We start from the raw sequence: 20,077 nt of genomic DNA, 5'->3' as shown, positions 1-20,077 counted from the left end.
GCACTGTCGAAAAGCCCGGCCGACCCTCACGCACTCGCAGGGCAGGATGCCCGTAGAGCGCTGCATGGGGGTGCTCTTTCTTTTGGTTACTTTTCTTTACTCCGGGCATCCATGCCCTTCGCCCTTCGGGCCAGCTTCGCTGTTCGCACCCGCTCCTGCGGGTGCGTGAGCAAGCAAAGAAAAGTGACTCGACCACCGGCAGGTGGCCGAAAACGCCGCAGGCGAACCAGCTCGCCAAGCCTCCCAACTACGACGCCAACAACTCCAACGCCATCACAATAGCGTCCTCGCGCCCCTGCTTCGCCGGATAATAATTCGGCCGCCGCCCAATCTCATTAAACCCCACCGACTCATACAACACCTTCGCCACCGGATTAGACGGCCGCACTTCCAAAAACACCCGCTCGGCGCCATTCCAGCGTGCGATATCGAGCAAACGGCGCAGCAAATGCCGCCCCAACCCCTGCCCACGGTACGCCTGGCCGATGCATAGATTCAGTACATGAGCCTCATCGGCGGCGGCCGAGAGAATGCCGTAGCCGGCGATGACATCGTCCACACACAGCACCCAACACGGATGGCCCGCTTTCAGGCAATCGCTGAAAATGCCGGGCGTCCAAGGGAAATCGTATGAATCGGCTTCCATGGCGCAAACCGCGGGTAGATCCTCGCGGCGCATGGCGCGTACCTGGGTTTGCGGGCGGGCAACGGCGACCACGCGGTTAGCTTCCCGTCACCGCCAGCGCACGGCGCAAACTGCGCAGCGCGCTCCACAAACGTCGCTTGCCCGCCGCTGTGGTCAATACCTCGGCCGGCTCATCGGCAAGCACAATATGCGCACGATTAAGCACCTCGGCCGATAATTCGCGGCCCAACGCATGCGCTTGCGATTGACCGAATACGAGATAAGCCCGCGCCTCGGGCACCGTCGCCAGACGTCCCTCGGCAACCTCGATCCGCGCAGCCCTGGCCAGTGACGGTCCATAGGCGCATAGCGCGCGACCCAGCAAATCGAGCGATCGCGGCGACCCGCCGGCCGGCAGCAACACCACACAATCACCCGGTGACACCGTCATTGCCGAAACTACCGCAGCCGCAGGCTGCTCGGTGGCGACATGGCGACGGACCCAAGGCGTGACACCCAGGGCGCGAAGCAAGCGCGCTCTATGCGTCGTGCCGGCGACCGCCTGCTGCATCATCCATTACCTCGACGGCGGCGACGCGTGGCCAGACCCCATAAGGTCATCACCGGCCCGGACAGCATGTACAGCACCGATACCGCGAGCAACACCCACGGCGGGGCGACAAAGAACGGCACCAGCACCAATACCGCCACAATCATCCACAGAAACGGCACCCGATCGCGCTCGCCCATCGGCAGCGATTTGAAGCTGTAATAGCGAAAACGGCTGACCATCAGCAAACCGACGATCACCGCGACCACCGGCATGACGAAACAGAATTCCTCACCGGTGGCGCCGGCCTTGTCCCAACTCCAGACGAAGGACATGCACACTGCAGCGGCGGCGGGACTGGCCAAACCCTGGAAATAGCGCTTGTCGATCACCGCGACCTGGGTATTGAAGCGAGCCAGGCGCAATGCGGCACAGGCCGCGTAGATAAAAGCCGCCGCCCAGCCGATCTTGCCCCAGGTAGGGCCGTAGTCCTTCAGGCTGGATAGCGACCAGGTGTACATCACCAGCGAAGGCGCCAGGCCAAAGCTAATCAGGTCGGACAAAGAGTCGTATTGCACTCCGAATTCGGTCTGCGTCCCGGTAAGCCGGGCCACACGGCCATCCATGCCGTCGAGCACGGCAGCAATGAATACGGCAATCGCCGCCTCGCTATAGCTGCCGCCTATGCTGGCGACAATGGCGTAAAAGCCGGCAAACATGGCGCCGGTGGTAAACAGGTTGGGCAGCAGGTAAATCCCCCGGTGCCGCGGCGTGCGAACTGGCGTGCTATCGCTCATGAATCAATCCGTGACGGGATGCGCGAAGTGTAAACCATTAGGCGCTTGAGTCCGGTTACCCAGCAGGTGTTAACTACTCCACCGCCTTTTCGCTTATCGGAGAAACCCCATGCGTCGTCCGCTGATCGCCGTCGCGCTGCTTCTGCTGGCGCCCCTGGCCAACGCCCAGTTCTACAAATGGACCGATAGCAGCGGCACCGTGCATTACTCGCAAGAGGCCCCTCCGGCCGGCACCCGCCACCAGCAAGTGAAAATTACCGGCAGCACCACTGCATTAGCGACACCGGCCGAGCCCGCCGAGCAGCCCTCCGCAGCCAGTACGGCGCCTGCCACCCACCCGATGGCCGACACGCCCGAAAACCGCAATAAGCTTTGCGCCACGCTGCAAGCCAACCTGGACATGCTCAAGGGCAACGACCCATTGGTAACCCAGGACGGCAAGCAGCAGAAGCTGATGGACACTGCCGGGCGCAAACAACAAAAAGCCACCGCCGAAGCGCAATACCAGCAGTTTTGTGCGAGATAAGCACTGATTGACCACCCCCCTGATGCGGCCCGCTCAAGTGAATGGGCCGCAGCGGGCGGGAAAAGCGACGCACGCAAAAAAGCTCGCTCTGTCTATTGGCTATAATCGGCGTCTTTACACGCCGGATTCAGCCACATGCGCCTCAGCCAATTCCACTTGGCCACCGTCAAGGAAGTTCCTGCCGACGCCGAAATCACCAGCCACCGGCTGATGTTGCGTGCGGGTATGGTCCGCAAGCTCGCCTCCGGCCTCTATACCTGGAGCCCGCTTGGTTTGCGGGTGTTGCGCAAGGTCGAAGCCGTGGTGCGCGAAGAAATGAACCGCGCCGGCGCCATCGAAATGCTGATGCCATCGATCCAGCCCAAAGAACTGTGGGAAGAAACCGGACGCTGGGAGAAATTCGGCAACCAGTTGCTAAAGATCAAAGACCGTAAAGAGCAAGAGTTCTGCTACGGCCCTACCCATGAAGAAGTCATTACCGATTTCGCGCGCAACGAGCTGAAAAGCTATAAGCAGTTGCCGATCAATTTCTATCAGATCCAGACCAAATTCCGCGATGAAATACGCCCGCGCTTCGGCGTGATGCGCGCACGCGAGTTTCTGATGAAGGATGCCTACTCCTTCCACCTCACACCGGAATCGCTAAACGAAACCTACGAGGTCATGTACCAGGCGTACTCCCGCATCTTTACCCGGCTTGGCTTGAAATTTCGTGCCGTGCAAGCCGACACCGGCGCCATCGGCGGTAACGCCAGCCACGAATTTCAGGTATTGGCCGATTCGGGCGAAGACGCCATCGCCTTTTCGGACGGTTCCGATTACGCCGCGAATATCGAAAAGGCCGAAGCGCTCGCGCCCGCCACCGCACGGCCTGCCCCGGCAGCGGCTTTGCAGCGCATCGACACGCCACGGGTGCGCACCGTCGAGGACACGACCGCACACTTCGGCACCACCCCCGATCGCATACTCAAGACCGTAATGGTTCGCGGCGTAAACGGCCTGGTGGCGCTGTGCCTGCGTGGCGATCACGAGATCAACGAAATCAAAGCCGGCAAACTGGCCGAACTTCCAGGCGATTCAGTGCTTGCCAGCGAAGAGGAAATTCTCGCCGCTACCGGCACGCGTCCGGGCTTTATCGGCCCGGTCGGCCTGCCCGACTCCATTCCGGTCATCGTCGATCGCAGCGCGGCCGTACTGGCCGATTTCATCTGCGGCGGCAATGCCAACGACACCCATTACAGCGGCGCCAACTGGGAGCGCGACGCGCGCATCACCCGCGTCGAAGATCTGCGCAAAGTGGTTGCGGGCGACCTCTCACCGGACGGCCAGGGCGTTTTGCATATCGCGCGCGGTATCGAAGTGGGCCATGTATTCCAGCTCGGCCAGAAATACGCCGAGGCATTGAAAGCCACCGTGCCGGACGACCAGGGCAAACCTCAGGTGATGTACATGGGCTGCTACGGTATCGGCGTAAGCCGCATCGTCGCCGCTGCCATTGAGCAGCGTCACGACGAAGCCGGCATGATCTGGCCCGAACCGATGGCACCATGGCGTATCGCGGTTTGTATTATCAACCAGAGAAACATACCGGCCGTTACCGAAGCCGCCGAAGCCTTATATCAGCAACTATCCGAACGCGGTATCGAAACCGTACTCGACGATCGCGGCCTGCGTCCCGGCTCCATGTTCGCCGATATGGAATTGATCGGCATTCCGCATCGTGTCGTGGTGAGTGAACGCGGCCTGGCTGCAGGCACTTTGGAATATCGCGCGCGCGATCAGGCTGAAAATCGCACTATCACCATCGATGAGCTCTGGGCCTTACTCGGTTAACCAGAGCCGTTAAACCATCGATATTCAGCAAAAGAAAATGGCCGCGCAATGCGGCCATTGCCTCCCGTAATCGCCCGATGAATATGCCATCGCCGGCCCCGGATTCATCGAATAACGATACCCCTGCCGACCCGATCCGGGCACACGGGAACTATTACTATCGATCCGTTGTATATCAAGGACTTTGCATTCAAGGAAAAGATCGGTAAGAATAACTTCCGCAATACAGCGGTATTCACCCACAATAATTACATTGCAACGCAGCAGTGGAAGAACATTTTGTTGAACTCACCCGGGAGTCCACACATGGCAGTCGATATCAAAAACCTAAATCACAAGCAGCTCAATGAGCTCATCAGCAAGGCACAGCTCCGTCAAGAAGACATCCGCAAGGAGAGCGTCGGCAAGCTGCGCGAGAAGATCCACGCGCTGGTCAAAGCCGAAGGCTTTACCCTTGAAGACATTTTCGGTCGCGGCAAAGCCACCCGTAAGTCCGGTGGCACGGTTCCGCCGAAATACCGCAATCCAGCCGATCCGGCGCAGACCTGGTCCGGTCGCGGCAAGCGTCCGCACTGGTTCAACAATGCATTGAAGGCTGGTAAGAAAGAGAAAGATCTGCTGATCTGATCTTTTCAGGCCAGGTCTCGCGGGCTTACTCCTGCGGACAATGTGGCTGAGTAAAGCGCCGGCTATATGCCGGCGTTTTCATGTCCCGCCTCATATCCGAATGTCATGTTACAGACCACTGCGACCGCAGCGGCTCAAACAGGATCGGTCACGGAACATGTTACTTATCTGTTACAACGAGCGGCGTGGCGCAATCAGCAAATCACCAAACATTAGCCCGGCCACCAGCGAAACCAGCAAGGTAATCAATAGCAACCCGGTATCCATTCCCAGTGTGGTATCGCGATCCAATAAATAAGACACACTGCGAAAGCCGACACTGCCCGGCACCAGCAAAATGATGCCGGGTTCGCGTATTACCGCACCCGGACGATGCGCGAAACGCGCGTAGCCATTGGCCAATGCACTTAACAGCAAACCGCCGAGAAATACGCCAAATGGCGCTTTTGGCAATGAGCCGGAAATAGCGCCGCCCCAGCGCGTTGCCAGATAGCCGAGTACTACGGCCGCCATCACGATTAACCAGTCGCGGCGGGCTGCTCGAAATAAGATCGCGAAAGCAAAAGCGCCCAGCAATAATGCCACGTTATCCATCCACGCCGGCAATGGCGCCATGGCTAAATCACGCGCTTGAATACCGGCCGCCTCGCATAATTGAGTTGCAGCCACAGTACCAAACGTTAGTTTAAGTAACGTCGATACCGCTCCTCCCATACGCGCCATGCCGGCGACCAGATGCTGGCTGGTGATCTCACGCACCGCTGTCGTCAATGCCATGCCGGGCAGCAAGACGATCAGGCCGGCCAATATCACCGACTTAATCGCCAATGGCACTACAAAAGCACTGACCATAATCGCCACGGTGGTGGCGACCATGGCGCTGATAGCCTCGCTGGCCACTGCCAAGCGCGGGCGTGTCGCGGATAGCACGGTAAAACTGCCAATGATTAAGCCGATGACACTCGCCGTAATCAGATCGGCCCAGCCGCTATGCAGCAACAAAGCCACCACGCTGGCGGCGGCCAGACCGTAGCTGGCTATCGCGGCGGCCTGGGCTCGCCATGTGTCGGGCCGGCCTAAAGCACGCAGCAGGCGAAACCCTTCGCGTAGATCCAGCTCACCGCTAATGACCCGATCGGCGATGGTATCCGCCTCGCACAGCCGCGCCAGATTGATCTCGCCCGGTGGCAACCGCATCACCTGGGTTACCTGCGCGATGCCATCTTCGCCCTGGGCCTGATCGGTGAACGAAATGATGACCGCGGTGGGGCTGGACCAGACATCGGCCGAGAGTCCGATGCGTTGCGCCGCTCCAGCCACCGCCATTTCCAGGCGCGGTGCCGCCGTGCCGTATTGATGCAGGCGGCGCGTCAGTTCAAGCAGAAATGCCAGGCGGGTATTGAGCGCGGCGGTAGCGAACCGATTACTCATGCTGTTCCCGCATCAAGGCACACGGAGGCAACCGGCAGTGGTACAGGGCAGAAACACGGTCTGGAAGAGGATGCATTCATGCGGCCATTCTTACCCACAAAATACGCACAGCCCAGATGCCCGTTCACTCTCATATGAAACTCATATGGCAACTCCCGCGCTCGCCACTAAGCCACGACACGAGGGCGCACAGCAGCAAGACCAAGAGTACCGATGACACGCACCAACGCCACAAACGCGATCGGTGCCGCGCAAACCAGGCAGGCATCGAGGCCAACACGGCAGCAACCGCCAGGCCAAGCAGTGGCAACTGCCAGATATAGAGGCTGCCGATGACCAGCAGAAACAAACTCCAACTCAGAGGATCATCGCCGTAGGATCCTGGGCAAATCGGCACATACCAGCCGACCAGCGCCCCATACACCAGCACCAGCAGCCACACCGATACCAACAAGAATCGCCCAAACCAACGCAGTAAGCGCGCCCCTCCCGATGGCTGCGTCATGCGGCGCGCACTTTCAGCGTCGTGCCTTCGACCGCAATCACCTCGACCGTGCTGCCCAGCGGCAAGTCCGGCCCGCTGACCAGCCATTGACCATCGCCTACTCGCGCCCTGCCACGACCGTTGACGATCGCCTCGATCAGCACATAACGCTGACCGATCAATTGCTCTCCACGACGATTGAGCCGCGCGTCACCCGGCTCACTGCGTTGCAGCTTGGGCCGCAGCCAGTACCAATAAGCCACGCAAGACAGAAACGCCAGCACGACAAAAAGCATCGCCTGCGCCAACATCGACAGCCCAGGCGCAAGCAGCAGAAACAGCCCGGTCAAGGCCGCGCCAATGGCGATCCACAACATGAAATAACCCGGCAGGACCACCTCGGCGGCGATCAACAACAGCGCCACAATCCACCACAGGTAATGCGTTGCAACGGTTGAAAACATGGATGACTCCAGGAGCTAGCGAGTAGATAGAACGCCAGCCCCTGCGTGCAAGGGCTGGCAAAGCATCACCTCACCCCACCGATGGCGGTGTACGACGCACGGCGGTGGCCTTATCCAATTGCTGTTGGCTCAACGAGTCTTTTGCCAGCTCGGCAATACCTGCCAGCGAGCCGAGAATACCGGTGGTTTCCATCGGCAATAGCAGCATTTTCTGGTTCGGCGAATGCGCCATTTCTTTCAGTGCCTCGACATACTTATTGGCAACGAAATAATTGAGCGCATTGACGTTGCCGTTGGCAATCGCGTCGGAAACCAGTTGGGTGGCCTTTGCCTCGGCCTCGGCCAGACGAATACGCGCCTCGGCTTCGCGAAAAGCCGCTTCCTTCTTGCCCTCCGCGGCGAGAATCGCCGATTGTTTCTCACCCTCGGCCTTCAGCACCGCCGACTGACGGAAGCCCTCGGCTTCAAGAATGTTCGCGCGCTTTTCGCGCTCGGCCTTCATCTGCCGTGCCATCGAATCGATCAGATCGCGCGGCGGCGCAATGTCCTTGATCTCGATGCGATTGACCTTGACGCCCCACGGGTGCGTCGCCTCATCCACCACATTCAGCAGCTTGGCATTGATCGCATCGCGCTGACTGAGCGACTCATCGAGATCCATCGAGCCGAGCACCGTGCGGATATTGGTCATCACCAAGGCCAGCGAGGCCTGCTCCAGATTGGAGACCTCATACGCCGCCTTGGAGGCATCCAGAATCTGATAAAACACCACGCCATCCACGCGCACCACGGCGTTGTCTTTGGTGATGACATCCTGGCTGGGCACATCCAGCACCAGCTCCATCATGTTCATCTTGCGACCGATGTTGTAGATGATGGGGATCAGAAAATGCAGCCCCGGCGACAACGTGCGTGTGTATTTACCAAAACGCTCCACCGTCCATTCATAGCCCTGCGGCACGATACGTACCCATTTGGCGCAGACAATGACGGCAACAATAATGAAGACCAACGCGAGAACTTGACCCATACCCATAACACCCTTCCCTTTGTGTAGACCTCTGGGAGTATAGGTGCTGCTTGCGGCAAGGGTGCACCCCCTCCCAGCCTCCCCCTACAAGTAGGGGGAGGGGCAAAAGCGGCGCAGCGGCTGCTTTTGACGTTGCTGTTGCTGTTGCTGTTGCTCTTGACCTTGGGGCCCCTGTGCGTCGGTGAGGGTTGGACGATCAGGCCCGCAGGGGCATCGACATGGATGTCGATGCCTTTTCGCCAGTGCATGGATGCACTGTCGAAAAGCCCGGCCGACCCTCACGTACCCGAAGGGCGACTCACCGGGGTGCTCTTTCTTTTGGTTACTTTTCTTTGAGCAAGCAAAGAAAAGTGACTCGACCACCGGCAGGTGGCCGAAAGCCCGCCGCAGGCGAACAACCTCGCGGAAGAGCAAAAGCCCCCCTCACCCCACCCCAGTCACCCGCGCAAACAAAACCCCAAACCCAGGCAACTGCAAACGCCCCCCCACCAACGTGCCCTGGGCCAACCCATGCCCATTCAAATGCTCCGCCCGCCCCACCAGCGGCAAACTCAAATCAACCGCCTGCCCACTGAGATTGAACGCCGCCAACACCGTGTCGCCCGCCACGCTGCGAGTAAACGCCAGCACCGGCTCCGGCGTATCGATAAAATCGATATCGCCCCAACGCAAGGCCGGTTGATCCTTACGCCAGTGCATAAATGCGCGAAAAAGGCTTAAAGCAGAATGCGGATCGCGCTCTTGCTGCGCCACTGCCAATACACGGTGTTCGTCGGCAATAGGCAGCCATGGCGCCGCGTGACTGAAGCCCGCGTGATCGCTGTCGTCCCAAGGCATCGGCGTGCGACAACCATCGCGCCCTTTGAAGCTGGGCCAAAAAGCGATGCCGTAAGGATCTTGCAATGCCTCGTAAGGCAGGTCGGCTTCGGTCAGGGCCAATTCTTCGCCTTGATAAATACAGGCCGAGCCGCGCAATGAGCAAAGCATCGCGGTAAGCATGCCGGCCCATGCCGCCGACTGCGGCCCATCGTTCGCATGCCCATGATTCCAGCGCGTCACCACGCGTTTCACGTCGTGGTTTGAGATTGCCCAGCATGGCCAGCCTTCGGTCATCTGCGCCTCCAGATTTTGCACGGTGCTGCGGATATAGCCGGCGCTGAAATCGTCGGTCAGCAACTCAAAGCTATAGCCCATGTGCAGACGTTGCCCACGGGTGTATTCGGCCATGGTGGCGAGTGAATCCTCCGATGAGATCTCGCCCAGCGCGGCGACATCCGGGTAGCGATCCAGCAACGCGCGCAAGTCACCCAGAAAGGCCAGATTCTCTGGCTGAGTGTTGTTGTACCAGTGGTATTGGAACGCATACGGATTATCCGCACTGAAGCCGCGCCCCACCCGCGCCTCTTTCGGCTTGGCCGGGTTATCGCGCAATTGGCGATCATGAAAGCAGAAGTTGATCGCATCCAGGCGTAAGCCGTCCACGCCACGGTCCAGCCAGAACTTCACATTATCCAGCACAGCGCTGCGCACATCGGGGTTATGAAAATTCAGATCCGGCTGCGAGGATAAAAAGTTGTGCAAGTAGTACTGCCCGCGCCGCGGCTCCCAGCGCCAGGCCGTACCGCCGAACAGTGAAAGCCAGTTGTTGGGCGGTGTGCCGTCCTCGCGCGCGTCCACCCATACATACCAATCGGCCTTGGGGTTATCGCGGCTTTGGCGGCTTTCGCGAAACCAGGCGTGTTCGTTCGAGGTGTGGCTGAGCACCTGGTCGATCATTACTTTCAAACCCAGGCCATGCGCCTTGGCCAGCAGCCGATCGAAATCATCCAGGCTGCCGAACAGCGGATCGACGTCGCGGTAATCGGCAATGTCATAGCCAAAATCGGCCATCGGCGAGCGGAAAAACGGCGCCACCCAGATCGCGTCCACGCCCAGGCTGGCAACATAATCGAGCCGCTGAATGATGCCCGGCAGGTCGCCCACGCCATCGCCATTGGTATCGAGAAAACTACGGGGATAGATCTGATAGATGACGGCGCTACGCCACCAAGGGGCGTCACTCATAGGCTTTCGTCCAGGGCTCTTGTATCGCGGCCACGCATCCGCAAGATGCTCAGCCGCCGCGTGCCGGGCAGCTTAATCGGAGCATGCGGCCGTGCCGGCGCAACTGCATACGTATTCATTTCGGCAGTCATTGCAGTGCAGCACTTCGCAAGATCGATGCGGAGCGACAAAACAACCCGAATTCATGCGCTTGATAAGCATCGGCGCCGGCCTTTTAGCTGCATGACAGCAGCAATGAATACGTATGCATAAAACGATACGCACGCCACTGGCCGCACCTACCATGACCGCCACCTTGGTGGTTACCGTCAACCATCAACGCTGCGGTGCCTTAGCCGCCATAAGACAGTTCTGAAAAAAGATGGGCTGGCGACGGCTGCTTCAGCCACATAAAAAACTAGCCACATAAAAAGCTGTAACCCGGGGAGGGGAAAACGGTGACGCTTAAACTCAATATGTTCGCTCTGGCCATGGCTTCGGCCGGCTTGTGCTTCACTGCCGGCATTCAGGCAGCGCCTGTCACCGACGGCGCAGCTACCGCGCCTGCAGGGCAGACGTCTACACCGCAGGACGACACCAGCAAGACCCAGAAGCCCGAGGAAAAAAACACCCTGGCCAAGAGCCTCTCCGGGATTACCGTTACCGGCTATAGCAATAGCGTCGAGAAGTCGATCGACTACCAACGCTATGCCGACACCATCCAGAACGTGATTACCGCAGCCGACATCGGCGGCCTGCCCGACCAGTCGATCGCCGACTCGCTCACCCACCTGCCCGGCGTCTCTGCCGAGCGCATTGCCGGCCAGGCGTCGCAGATCAACATCCGCGGTCTCTCGGGCAACTTCATCCAGACCACCCTGGACGGCCGCGAGCAACCCTCGACCAGCGGCAGCAATTACATTCAGTTCGACCAGTACCCGTCCGAGCTAATCAATATGGCCACGGTGTACAAGTCATCGCAGGCCTCGCTGATTACCGGCGGCGTCGGCGGCACCATCGGCCTGCAGACGGCCAATCCGCTGGAGAACAGCAAGGATCAGTCGCTGAACGTCGACGCACGCGGCAGCTACAACGGCCAGGCGCATGACGTTACCGGCGCCCGCGCACTCGGCTACCGCCTCAGTGCCGCCTATCAGGGCAAGTTTCTCGACAACACGCTGGGCGTGGGCCTTGGTATGGCGCAGATGTACCAGCCGCATGTGTCCGAGCAGTTCGTCGGCGAGGCGTCCGACGGTCAGAAATACACCCTCGCCAACGGCCAGTCGGCCTATCTGCCGCAGGGCATCCAGCTACAGCAGAACGGCGGCGAAGAGCGCCGCACCGGCTATATGGGCACCGTGGTGTGGAAGCCCACCGACGAACTGCAACTGACCGGCGACGGCTTCTTCTCGAAGTTCAAGAACGAGTCGTTCGGCTATGGCCTGCGCTCGCAGAACTTCTATGGCAACAACGCGCAGATCACCAACCCGGTGTTCAGCTCGCTGGGCACGATGATCGGCGGCACCGTCAGCAGCAATCCGGCCGGCGTCGGCGGCAATCAGTTCTCTAACGAGACTACCGCCGACAACTACACCACGGTCTCCAATGTGTTTTCCGGTGGCCTGAACCTGAAGTGGAACCATGGCCCCTGGCATCTCGATAGCGACGTATCGCTGTCGCGCGCGGCCAGCCACCAGATCAACGTCGATACTACGGCCGACCCCTACACCGGCCTGGGCAGCGCCAATCCGCAACTGATGCCGCAGTCGTTGACCTACATGCTGCACGGGCGCGGCATCGGCACGGCCTCGTTCGCCAACCCTGGGGCTTATACCAATCTCAGCGATATGGCCTTGTCGCGCTATGGCGTGTATCCGTACGTCTACCACGACAAAATGAAAGCGTTCCGCACCAGCGTGAAGTACGACCTGCCGAATAACTCCTGGCTGTCGGCGCTCGAAGCGGGCGTCTATATGAATAACCACAACTATCGAGCCGACCGCTCCGTCTACGTTTACGGCTCGGAGTGGAACACCTCGCCAGTAGCCGGCCAGCCGCCACTGACCCTCAACGGTAGCGACGCCCAGACTACCTGCTGGAAAGGTACGTTCGGCTCCTTCCCCTGCTTCCTGAAGCTCAACGGCCCGGCCATCCTGGCGGCGCACGGCATCACCGCCACGCCGGTAAAGGACTGGAAAAATAGCTGGTCGGAGATCCAAAGCGGCAGCGTCAACGAGAAAACTCGCGACCTGTTTGTGATGGCCGATATCGATGCCCAGTTGTTCGGCCACCAACTGACCGGCAATGTCGGCATGCGCATGTCGCGCCAGTCCCAGTACAGCTATGGCCTGCAGCAAGTAGGCAATGGCGCCGGCGTGCCGATCGCCGACGGCTACGGCGTCATCAGCACTGACTATGCGCCGATCAAGGTCGGCAAGACCTATACCGACTACCTGCCCTCGTTGAACCTGATCTACCACCTGACCGACAACGACCAGGCCCGCTTCTCGGCCGCGAAGGTACTGTCTCGTCCGCCGATCGACTTGATGCTGGCCGGCGCCGGCTCCTGGATCTCCAATGGCCAGTACAACGTATGGGGCGGCACCAGCCCGCTGCTGAACCCGCTGCGCGCCCAGCAATACGACTTGGGCTATGAGCACTACTTCGACGATTCGTCGGGTGCGCTGACCGCCGGTGTGTTCTTCAAGCACATCGACTCGTTCATCCAGAACGTCACCTACAACAACTACAACTTTGCCGCAGCCGGCATCACGGTGCCGACCGATCCAACCACCGGCAAGCCGTATTTGAACGGTCAGTACCAAACCGCCTACAACGCCAAGGGCGGCAATCTGCGCGGCCTGGAATTGGGCTTCTCCAAGACCCACTTTCTACCCGGCATCTGGTCCGGCCTGGGCGTGCAGGCGAACTACTCGCTGACCTCCAGCTCGGTACGCAACCCGACCAACTTGGGCGGCCCGACGACCTACATCGGCCTGCCGGGCCTGTCGCGTCGCGTGGCCAGCGGCGCGGTGTTCTACGACAACGGTCCGTTCTCGGCCCGCGTGTCGGCGAACTACCGCTCCTCGTTTGTCTCCGACACGCAGATCGCCGTCAACAACCAACTGGTTACATTCGCATCCGAAACGGTCTATGACTTTCAGACCTCATATGCGATCACCGACCAGTTGAGCGTGGTCTACCAGATGCTCAACATCGGCAACCAGCCGACCCGCACCTACTTCGGCGGCAACACCTCGCAAACCGGCACGATCCAGTACTTCGGCCGTACCAGCTACCTCGGCCTCAATTTCAAGATGTAAACCGTCCGGGCGCCGGCTTTTCGCAAGGAAAGCCGGCGCGATGTATGTAGGCACAGGCCCGGCGTAACGGTCACCGGCCCCGGCCATCCACTGCCCGGTCAACCGCTCCGTCGAAGGTAGACCATCGTATGGAGCAAGGCATGTCGCGGTTTCGTTCGTTTCACTGGCTTGCCGTTCTGCTGGCGCTTGGCCTGGGTTGCGGCCCTCTGTGTGCCGCCCGCGCGACCGAGGCGCCTGGTGCAATCTCCAGCCAGGCATCGGGCGTCTGGTACGAAATCTTCGTGCGCTCCTGGTACGACAGCAACGGTGATGGCATCGGCGATCTCAACGGTGTGACGGCCAAGCTCGATTATCTGCAGCAGCTTGGCGTCAGCGGTATTTGGTTGATGCCGATCAATCCCTCGCCCAGCGTGCACGGTTACGACGTCACCGACTACAACGCGATCAACCCGCAGTACGGCAGCATGCAAGACTTCGACCGCCTGCTGAGCGAGGCGCATAAGCGCGGCATCCAGGTCATCATCGACTTGGTCATCAATCACACCAGCGATCGACATCCCTGGTTCCAGGCGGCGTTGCATCCCGACGACCCACATCACGACTGGTATACCTGGGCCGGAGCAAAGACCGACTTGCACGCCATCAGCGCCGCTGGCGGCCCCGCCTGGCATGCGGTCAAAGCGCAGTCCGCTTCAATAGAGCCCGCTCCGATAAGCCCCGCTTTAATAGAGCATTACCTGGGCGATTTCACCGGGGCGATGCCCGACCTCAATTACGACCATCCGGCCGTGCGCCAGGAAATGATCCAGGTGGGTCAGTTCTGGCTACGCCGAGGGGTCGATGGCTTCCGTCTTGATGCGGCCCGACATATCTATGACGACCTGCGCACCGACTCCGACAAACCTGAAACCGTGCGCAAAAACGTGGTGTGGTGGACTGAATTCCGCCAAGGGATGGCGGCGGTAAAACCGGATACCTACCTGGTCGGCGAAGTGGCCGGGCTTTCCACCGCTCAACTCGCGCCGTATCTGCAGCCACTCGGCTCAGTATTCGATTTCCCCCTGGCCGAACAGTTGATCCAGAGTGCGCGGCAAGAACGCGGCGATACGCTCGGCGCCATGCTGGAGCGTACCGATACGGCTTATCGCCAAACCGCCGAACACCATGTAATAGACGGCTATAGCGGAGATGCGCCCTTTCTCTCCAATCACGACCAAGAGCGGGTTATGAGCCAGCTCGGCGGCAACCCGCAGCACATGCGGATGGCCGCGGCGATGCTGCTCACCTTGCCCGGCCGGCCGTTTATCTACTACGGCGAAGAGCTGGGCATGCAGGGGCGCAAGCCCGACCCCAACCTGCGCGAACCCATGCGCTGGCAGCGCGCAGCGGATGCGACCGGTGAGACCCGCTGGAAGGCATCGACCGCACGACAAGGCGGCGACGTATCGGTCGAGGCCGAACAGGCCGACCCCGATTCTCTATGGAACTTCTACGCTCGCCTGATCCACTGGCGCATGCAGATAAGTGCGCTTCGTGATGGTGATCTACGCAGCTACCCCGTCGACAATCCATGCATCGCCGCTTACGAACGGGCGGATGCCGACAGTCGCGTACTGGTCGTACATAACTTGTCGAACAAACCACAAGCGATACCCGCCAAGGCTGCCAAGGTGCTAGTCACCAGCAAGCCCGGCGTCGCCTTGCAAGATGGGCAGTTGACCATGCCGCCCTACAGCTCCGCGGTGCTGCAATGACGAGGCTGCACCGAACCTGTTCAAAACGATTTCAATCGGGCCTGACTAGAGCAGGCTTGATCGGCCTGTTGCTGCTGGCCGGCTTATCCGCACCTCTCACGCTTGCAGCGACGGGCAGTGACATGAATATCACGGCGCAATCGACTCGGGACGGCATCGATCTGGTCACCGAACAAGGCAGGCTGACCGCACGCTTGCTTGCTCCTGACATCGTCCACCTTCGTTACACGCCATCGCATGCGGCGCCATCACCCAGCACCATGGTGATCGATCCGCAAGCCACCTACCCGGCCTTTGCCGCCCCGCAGATTCAACAACAGGCCGAGGCGCTGACGCTTGCTTCAACGCAGCTCCGCCTGCGCTGGAATCCGCAAAGCAGGCAACTCATGCTGGAAGACGCGCAACATAAGTCGCTGCTGCAAATCGATCCCTTGGCGCTTACCCACGGTCAACTGCAGCTACAGCACGACAAGAACGATGCGCTATACGGCATTCACGGTTACGACGCCATCGAACAGGCCGACGGCCTGCTCCGCGAGGGCTCGCATGTAGCCAGCGCTGGCAAACAAGGTTTCGCCGGCGCGCCTTTCGTATGGAGTACCACCGGCTACGGTGTACTGGCCGATGCCCAAGCAGCGCAGTTCGTACTCGCATCGGAACGTATTGACGTACACGGCAAGCAACAACCGATCACCGACGTCTATCTCTTCGTCGGCCGGCCGCGCGATATTTTCGCCGCCCTGGCCCAAGTCAGCGGCCATACGCCCATGTTTCCGAAATGGGCGATGGGTTTTACCAACAGTCAGTGGGGTATTGATGAAAGGGAATTGCTGGATAGCGTCGACACCTATCGGGCCAAGGCCATCCCCATCGACAATTTCACCCTCGACTTCGACTGGAAAGCCTGGGGCGAGGACCACTACGGCGAGTTCCGCTGGAACGCCAGCAAGTTTCCCGATGGCCCCAGCGGCAAGCTGAAAAGCGAGCTCGATCATCGCGGCATCCACCTGACCGGCATCATGAAGCCGCGCATCCATGTCGATACCGAGCAAGGCCGCTACGCCAGCGCGCATGGTTTCTGGCTGGCGAACAGCCAAACCTCGCCGGACTACTTTTCGCACCAGCCGATACGCGAACTGGATTTCGGCCGGCCGGCGGTACGCGCATGGTTTTTCAACGACGCCCTGAAGCAGTCGTTCACTACCGGCATCGTCGGCTGGTGGAATGACGAAGCCGACGAAAGCGGCGTGGACAGCCAGCATATGAACATGCAGCGCGCGCTCTACGACGGCCAGCGTGCCAGCTCCAATCAACGCGTCTGGTCGATCAACCGTAACTTCTATCTCGGCGCGCAGCGTTACGCCTATGGCTTATGGTCCGGCGATATTCCTACCAGCTTCGACAGCATGGCCGGGCAGCGCCAACGCATGTTGAGCGCGATCAATCTCGGCGCGATGCAATGGGGCATGGATGGCGGTGGCTTCAAGTCACACCCCAGCCCGGAAAACTACACGCGCTGGATTCAGTTCGGCGCCTTCACCCCGATCTTTCGCGTACATGGCACCTTCAACGAGAAGCGCCAGCCGTGGATGTATGGAGCCGTTGCCGAGCAAGCCGCCACGGCAGCCATTCGCCTTCGCTACGCCTTGATTCCCTACATTTATAGCTATGAATACCAGCGCCATGTCAGCGGCATCGGGCTGGTGCGTCCGCTGCTGTTCGATTGGCCGAACGACCCTAGCGTGCGCGACGACAGCGATGCCTGGATGTTCGGCGACTACTTGCTGGTCGCGCCCGTGGTGCAACAGGGGCAGACGCGCAAGCCGATCTACTTGCCGGCCGGAGACTGGATCGATTGGTTCAGCGGCAAGCACTACAGCGGCGGCCAGACCATCGAGTACAGCGTGGATGCCAAGCAATGGCGCGACATACCGCTGTTTATCCGCGCGGGCGCGATCATCCCCACGCAATCGGCGATGGACTATGTTGGCCAGCACCCATCTACCGAGGTCGAGGTCGAGGTTTTCCCCAGCGCTGAGCGCCGCGCCTTCGATTATTACGACGATGACGGCAACAGTTACGCCTACGAGCACGGCGCGTATTTTCGGCAAACGCTCGCCGCACAAAAGCACGACCAGGCCATCGTGTTCGAGACCACTTTGCCGTCGGGCGATTTCAAGCCGGCACTCGCGTTCTACCTGGTCAAGATCCATGGCCCCGTTGCAACAGCCGTGGCTAACGAAGGCGATCCGCTGACCGCATTCGCCAGCCTCGATGCGTTGCGGCAGAGCAGCGGTGAAGGCTGGGCGAACGGTAACGATCGGTTCGGCACGGTGACCTACCTGCGCATAGCGAGCGGTCATCAGCGCCGCATCGCGCTGGCCCTGAAGTAATCAAACGACGAAGCAGTCAGTGCAGACCCATCCATTCACCGCAGGAGAAGGCTCGATGCATATCCAAGCTTATCTACCGCGCCGTAAGGCGCCCGCGTTGCAAATCGCCTTGGCGGCGGTACTGGCGCTCGCCCTGGCGACTCAGGCGCAAGCGGCAAGTCATGACAACAATGTCGAATGGGATGGCCTGTTTCACGATCAAGGTCCGCTGTACAACAGTGCGCCGGAACCGACGGCGACGCAGACGATCACGCTGACGTTTCGGACCTACAAGAACGACCTCACCAGCGCCAACATCAAGTACTACGACAGTGCCGACAGCAGCTTCCATTGGGTGCCGATGTCCTGGGTTTCCAACGATGCCACCGGCAATTTCGACTACTGGCAAGGTACCGTTCCGGCCAGCGCATCGACAAAGTACTACCGCTTTCAGCTCAACGACGGCAGCGCTACCGCCTGGTACAACGCGGCAGGCATCACCTCGGCGGAGCCATCATCGGGCGACTTCTTCATCATCCCCGGCTTCAAGACGCCGGACTGGATGAAGAACGGCGTGATGTACCAGATCTTTCCCGACCGCTTTTATAACGGCGACACCAGCAACGACGTGCAAACCGGCCAATACAGCTACGCCGGCCAAAGTACGCAGAAACACGCCTGGGGCGGCAGTGTCTATGCCGACAACGGCGGCTCCAACAATCTGGTGTTCTTCGGTGGCGACCTCAGTGGCATCGATCAAAAGCTCGGCTATCTGAAGAACACAGTCGGCGCGAATATTCTCTACCTCACGCCGATCTTCCATGCGCCCAGCGTGCATAAGTACGACACCGAGGACTACAGCACGGTCGATCCCGCTTTCGGCAGCAACGCTCTGCTGCAGCAACTGATCGCCGACGTGCATAGCAGCAGCAACGGACCGCGTGGCTATGTGATTCTCGACGGCGTGTTCAATCACACTGGCGATACCCATCAGTGGTTCGACAAATATCATTGGTGGAGCACGGTGGGCGCGTATCAATCGACCTCCAGCCCCTGGTACGCCTATTACACGTTCCAGCAATGGCCCGGCACTTATTCCTCGTTCTACGGCTTCACCAGCCTGCCCAAGCTGGACTACGGCACCAGCGGCTCGGCGTTGCGCCAGCAGATCTACAGCAGCGGCACATCGGTGGTGCAGACCTATTTGAAGGCGCCCTATGGCATCGACGGCTGGCGCCTCGATGCGGCGCAATACATCGACGCCGGCGGCAACAACGGCAGCGATGCCGTCAATCATCAAATCATGACCGAGCTACGCCAGGCGGTGAAATCGATCAACGCCCAGGCGGAGATTCTCGGTGAGTTCTGGGGCAATGCCAACCCCTGGGCCAGCGACGGCAGCCAGTGGGACGGCGCCATGAACTACGACGGCTTCACCCAACCGGTCTCCGAATGGATCACCGGCCTGGACTACAGCGGCAATACGGCAACCATCCCGGTCAGCCAATTCGATAGCTGGTTGCATGGCACGCGGGCCAACTACCCGACTAACGTGCAGCAGACGATGAGTAACTTCCTCAGCAGTCATGACATCCAGCGCTTCGGCACCCGCGCTGGCGGCGATATCTGGAAGACTTATATCGCGCTGATCTTCCAGATGACCTACGTCGGCACGCCGACTATTTACTACGGCGACGAGTACGGCATGCAGGGCGGCAGCGATCCCGATAATCGCCGCACCTTCGATTGGAGCACCGGCAGCAGCACCAACAGCGCGGTAGCACTCACGCAAAAGCTCACCGGCATCCGCCAGCAATACGCCGCACTGCGCACCGGCTCATTCATGACCTTGCTCACCGACGACAATAACCGGATCTATAGCTACGGCCGCCTCGATCAGAATCACCGAATCGCTGTGGCCTTGAACAACGACAGCACCTCGCACACGGTTACCGTGCCGGTATGGAAAATGAGCATGAGCAACGGCAGCAGCGTGACCGATTTGCTCAGCGGCAACCAGTACACGGTAAGCAATGGCAACGTTACGTTGACGGTCAACGGCCACTACGGTGCGATCCTTGCCCAATAAGGGTTGCGCAATAACACCCAAACCCCGTGTTTACCCCTCCCCCTGCGCAGGGGGAGGCCCGGAGGGGGTAAGGACTTGCGATATGTCTCCAACCGATGATGCCCGCGCATGACAGATGTGAACAAGAAA

15 protein-coding genes are annotated in these 20,077 nt (G+C 59.9%); 7 read left to right on the top strand and 8 right to left on the bottom strand.

Features of this window, described 5'->3' with window-relative positions; genetic code table 11:
- Positions 1–247: 247 nt before the first annotated feature.
- The 3 genes from rimI to DVJ77_RS05505 are packed head-to-tail and all read right to left on the bottom strand — an operon-like array spanning position 248 to position 1,972.
- The gene (gene rimI, locus DVJ77_RS05515) at positions 248–718 is read right to left on the bottom strand and encodes a ribosomal protein S18-alanine N-acetyltransferase (protein ID WP_114844469.1); all 471 of its coding nucleotides are present in this window, start codon (positions 716–718) and stop codon (positions 248–250) included.
- A gap of 4 nt (positions 719–722) precedes the next feature.
- Positions 723–1,196 carry a hypothetical protein gene (locus tag DVJ77_RS05510; RefSeq protein ID WP_114844740.1) on the bottom strand — a complete coding sequence of 158 codons (474 nt, stop codon included), beginning with the start codon at positions 1,194–1,196 and terminating at the stop codon, positions 723–725.
- Positions 1,196–1,972: a CDP-alcohol phosphatidyltransferase family protein gene (locus DVJ77_RS05505; protein ID WP_114844468.1), complete on the bottom strand. Its 777-nt coding sequence runs from the start codon at positions 1,970–1,972 to the stop codon at positions 1,196–1,198. Before DVJ77_RS05505 ends, DVJ77_RS05510 begins: the two co-directional genes overlap by 1 nt.
- A gap of 109 nt (positions 1,973–2,081) precedes the next feature.
- Between DVJ77_RS05505 and DVJ77_RS05500 the strand changes: the two genes are divergently transcribed.
- From DVJ77_RS05500 to DVJ77_RS05490, 3 genes are all read left to right on the top strand, one after another.
- Positions 2,082–2,498 (top strand): DUF4124 domain-containing protein, encoded by a 417-nt coding sequence (locus DVJ77_RS05500; RefSeq protein WP_114844467.1) that lies wholly within the window; start codon positions 2,082–2,084, stop codon positions 2,496–2,498.
- A 135-nt stretch (positions 2,499–2,633) separates the two neighbouring features.
- The gene (locus DVJ77_RS05495; protein ID WP_114844466.1) at positions 2,634–4,331 is read left to right on the top strand and encodes a proline--tRNA ligase; all 1,698 of its coding nucleotides are present in this window, start codon (positions 2,634–2,636) and stop codon (positions 4,329–4,331) included.
- Between the two features lie 306 nt (positions 4,332–4,637).
- Positions 4,638–4,958 carry an H-NS histone family protein gene (locus DVJ77_RS05490; protein WP_114844739.1) on the top strand — a complete coding sequence of 107 codons (321 nt, stop codon included), beginning with the start codon at positions 4,638–4,640 and terminating at the stop codon, positions 4,956–4,958.
- 171 nt (positions 4,959–5,129) lie between these two features.
- Here the strand turns inward: DVJ77_RS05490 and DVJ77_RS05485 are convergent, their stop codons facing one another.
- From DVJ77_RS05485 to DVJ77_RS05465, 5 genes are all read right to left on the bottom strand, one after another.
- Positions 5,130–6,389, bottom strand: coding sequence for a threonine/serine exporter family protein (locus DVJ77_RS05485; RefSeq protein ID WP_114844465.1), 1,260 nt, complete (start codon positions 6,387–6,389; stop codon positions 5,130–5,132).
- A 130-nt stretch (positions 6,390–6,519) separates the two neighbouring features.
- Positions 6,520–6,894 (bottom strand): hypothetical protein, encoded by a 375-nt coding sequence (locus DVJ77_RS05480; RefSeq protein ID WP_114844464.1) that lies wholly within the window; start codon positions 6,892–6,894, stop codon positions 6,520–6,522.
- Positions 6,891–7,337, bottom strand: coding sequence for an NfeD family protein (locus DVJ77_RS05475; RefSeq protein WP_114844463.1), 447 nt, complete (start codon positions 7,335–7,337; stop codon positions 6,891–6,893). The genes DVJ77_RS05480 and DVJ77_RS05475 overlap by 4 nt, the downstream gene beginning before the upstream one ends.
- Positions 7,338–7,407: 70 nt before the next feature.
- Complete coding sequence (locus tag DVJ77_RS05470; protein ID WP_114844738.1) at positions 7,408–8,367, bottom strand: SPFH domain-containing protein; 960 nt, start codon at positions 8,365–8,367, stop codon at positions 7,408–7,410.
- Positions 8,368–8,790: 423 nt separating this feature from the next.
- Complete coding sequence (locus tag DVJ77_RS05465; protein ID WP_114844462.1) at positions 8,791–10,431, bottom strand: alpha-glucosidase family protein; 1,641 nt, start codon at positions 10,429–10,431, stop codon at positions 8,791–8,793.
- Between the two features lie 437 nt (positions 10,432–10,868).
- Between DVJ77_RS05465 and DVJ77_RS05460 the strand changes: the two genes are divergently transcribed.
- The 4 genes from DVJ77_RS05460 (at position 10,869) to DVJ77_RS05445 (ending at position 19,948) form a co-directional block, all read left to right on the top strand.
- Positions 10,869–13,733 carry a TonB-dependent receptor gene (locus tag DVJ77_RS05460; RefSeq protein WP_162791376.1) on the top strand — a complete coding sequence of 955 codons (2,865 nt, stop codon included), beginning with the start codon at positions 10,869–10,871 and terminating at the stop codon, positions 13,731–13,733.
- Between the two features lie 140 nt (positions 13,734–13,873).
- The gene (locus DVJ77_RS05455; RefSeq protein ID WP_114844460.1) at positions 13,874–15,487 is read left to right on the top strand and encodes an alpha-amylase family glycosyl hydrolase; all 1,614 of its coding nucleotides are present in this window, start codon (positions 13,874–13,876) and stop codon (positions 15,485–15,487) included.
- Positions 15,488–15,543: 56 nt separating this feature from the next.
- Complete coding sequence (locus DVJ77_RS05450) at positions 15,544–17,880, top strand: TIM-barrel domain-containing protein (protein ID WP_318530901.1); 2,337 nt, start codon at positions 15,544–15,546, stop codon at positions 17,878–17,880.
- Positions 17,881–17,935: 55 nt separating this feature from the next.
- A complete protein-coding gene (locus DVJ77_RS05445; protein ID WP_114844459.1) occupies positions 17,936–19,948 on the top strand; it encodes a glycoside hydrolase family 13 protein in 2,013 nt (670 codons plus the stop codon).
- Positions 19,949–20,077 lie beyond the last annotated feature (129 nt).

Origin of the sequence: Dyella tabacisoli (assembly GCF_003350925.1) — a bacterium.
Lineage (GTDB): Bacteria > Pseudomonadota > Gammaproteobacteria > Xanthomonadales > Rhodanobacteraceae > Dyella_C > Dyella_C tabacisoli.
Note: the sequence above shows the minus strand (reverse complement) of the source record. Positions and strands in the feature narration are given on the sequence as shown.

Bases quoted from the DNA above. Each gene is read 5' to 3' on its own strand.
- DVJ77_RS05490 (WP_114844739.1), top strand. From the start codon at position 4,638: ATGGCAGTCGATATCAAAAACCTAAATCACAAGCAGCTCAATGAGCTC.
- DVJ77_RS05455 (WP_114844460.1), top strand. From the start codon at position 13,874: ATGTCGCGGTTTCGTTCGTTTCACTGGCTTGCCGTTCTGCTGGCGCTT.
- DVJ77_RS05505 (WP_114844468.1), bottom strand. From the start codon at position 1,972: ATGAGCGATAGCACGCCAGTTCGCACGCCGCGGCACCGGGGGATTTAC.
- DVJ77_RS05480 (WP_114844464.1), bottom strand. From the start codon at position 6,894: ATGACGCAGCCATCGGGAGGGGCGCGCTTACTGCGTTGGTTTGGGCGA.
- DVJ77_RS05495 (WP_114844466.1), top strand. From the start codon at position 2,634: ATGCGCCTCAGCCAATTCCACTTGGCCACCGTCAAGGAAGTTCCTGCC.
- DVJ77_RS05485 (WP_114844465.1), bottom strand. From the start codon at position 6,389: ATGAGTAATCGGTTCGCTACCGCCGCGCTCAATACCCGCCTGGCATTT.
- DVJ77_RS05470 (WP_114844738.1), bottom strand. From the start codon at position 8,367: ATGGGTCAAGTTCTCGCGTTGGTCTTCATTATTGTTGCCGTCATTGTC.
- DVJ77_RS05510 (WP_114844740.1), bottom strand. From the start codon at position 1,196: ATGCAGCAGGCGGTCGCCGGCACGACGCATAGAGCGCGCTTGCTTCGC.
- DVJ77_RS05475 (WP_114844463.1), bottom strand. From the start codon at position 7,337: ATGTTTTCAACCGTTGCAACGCATTACCTGTGGTGGATTGTGGCGCTG.
- DVJ77_RS05465 (WP_114844462.1), bottom strand. From the start codon at position 10,431: ATGAGTGACGCCCCTTGGTGGCGTAGCGCCGTCATCTATCAGATCTAT.
- DVJ77_RS05500 (WP_114844467.1), top strand. From the start codon at position 2,082: ATGCGTCGTCCGCTGATCGCCGTCGCGCTGCTTCTGCTGGCGCCCCTG.
- DVJ77_RS05445 (WP_114844459.1), top strand. From the start codon at position 17,936: ATGCATATCCAAGCTTATCTACCGCGCCGTAAGGCGCCCGCGTTGCAA.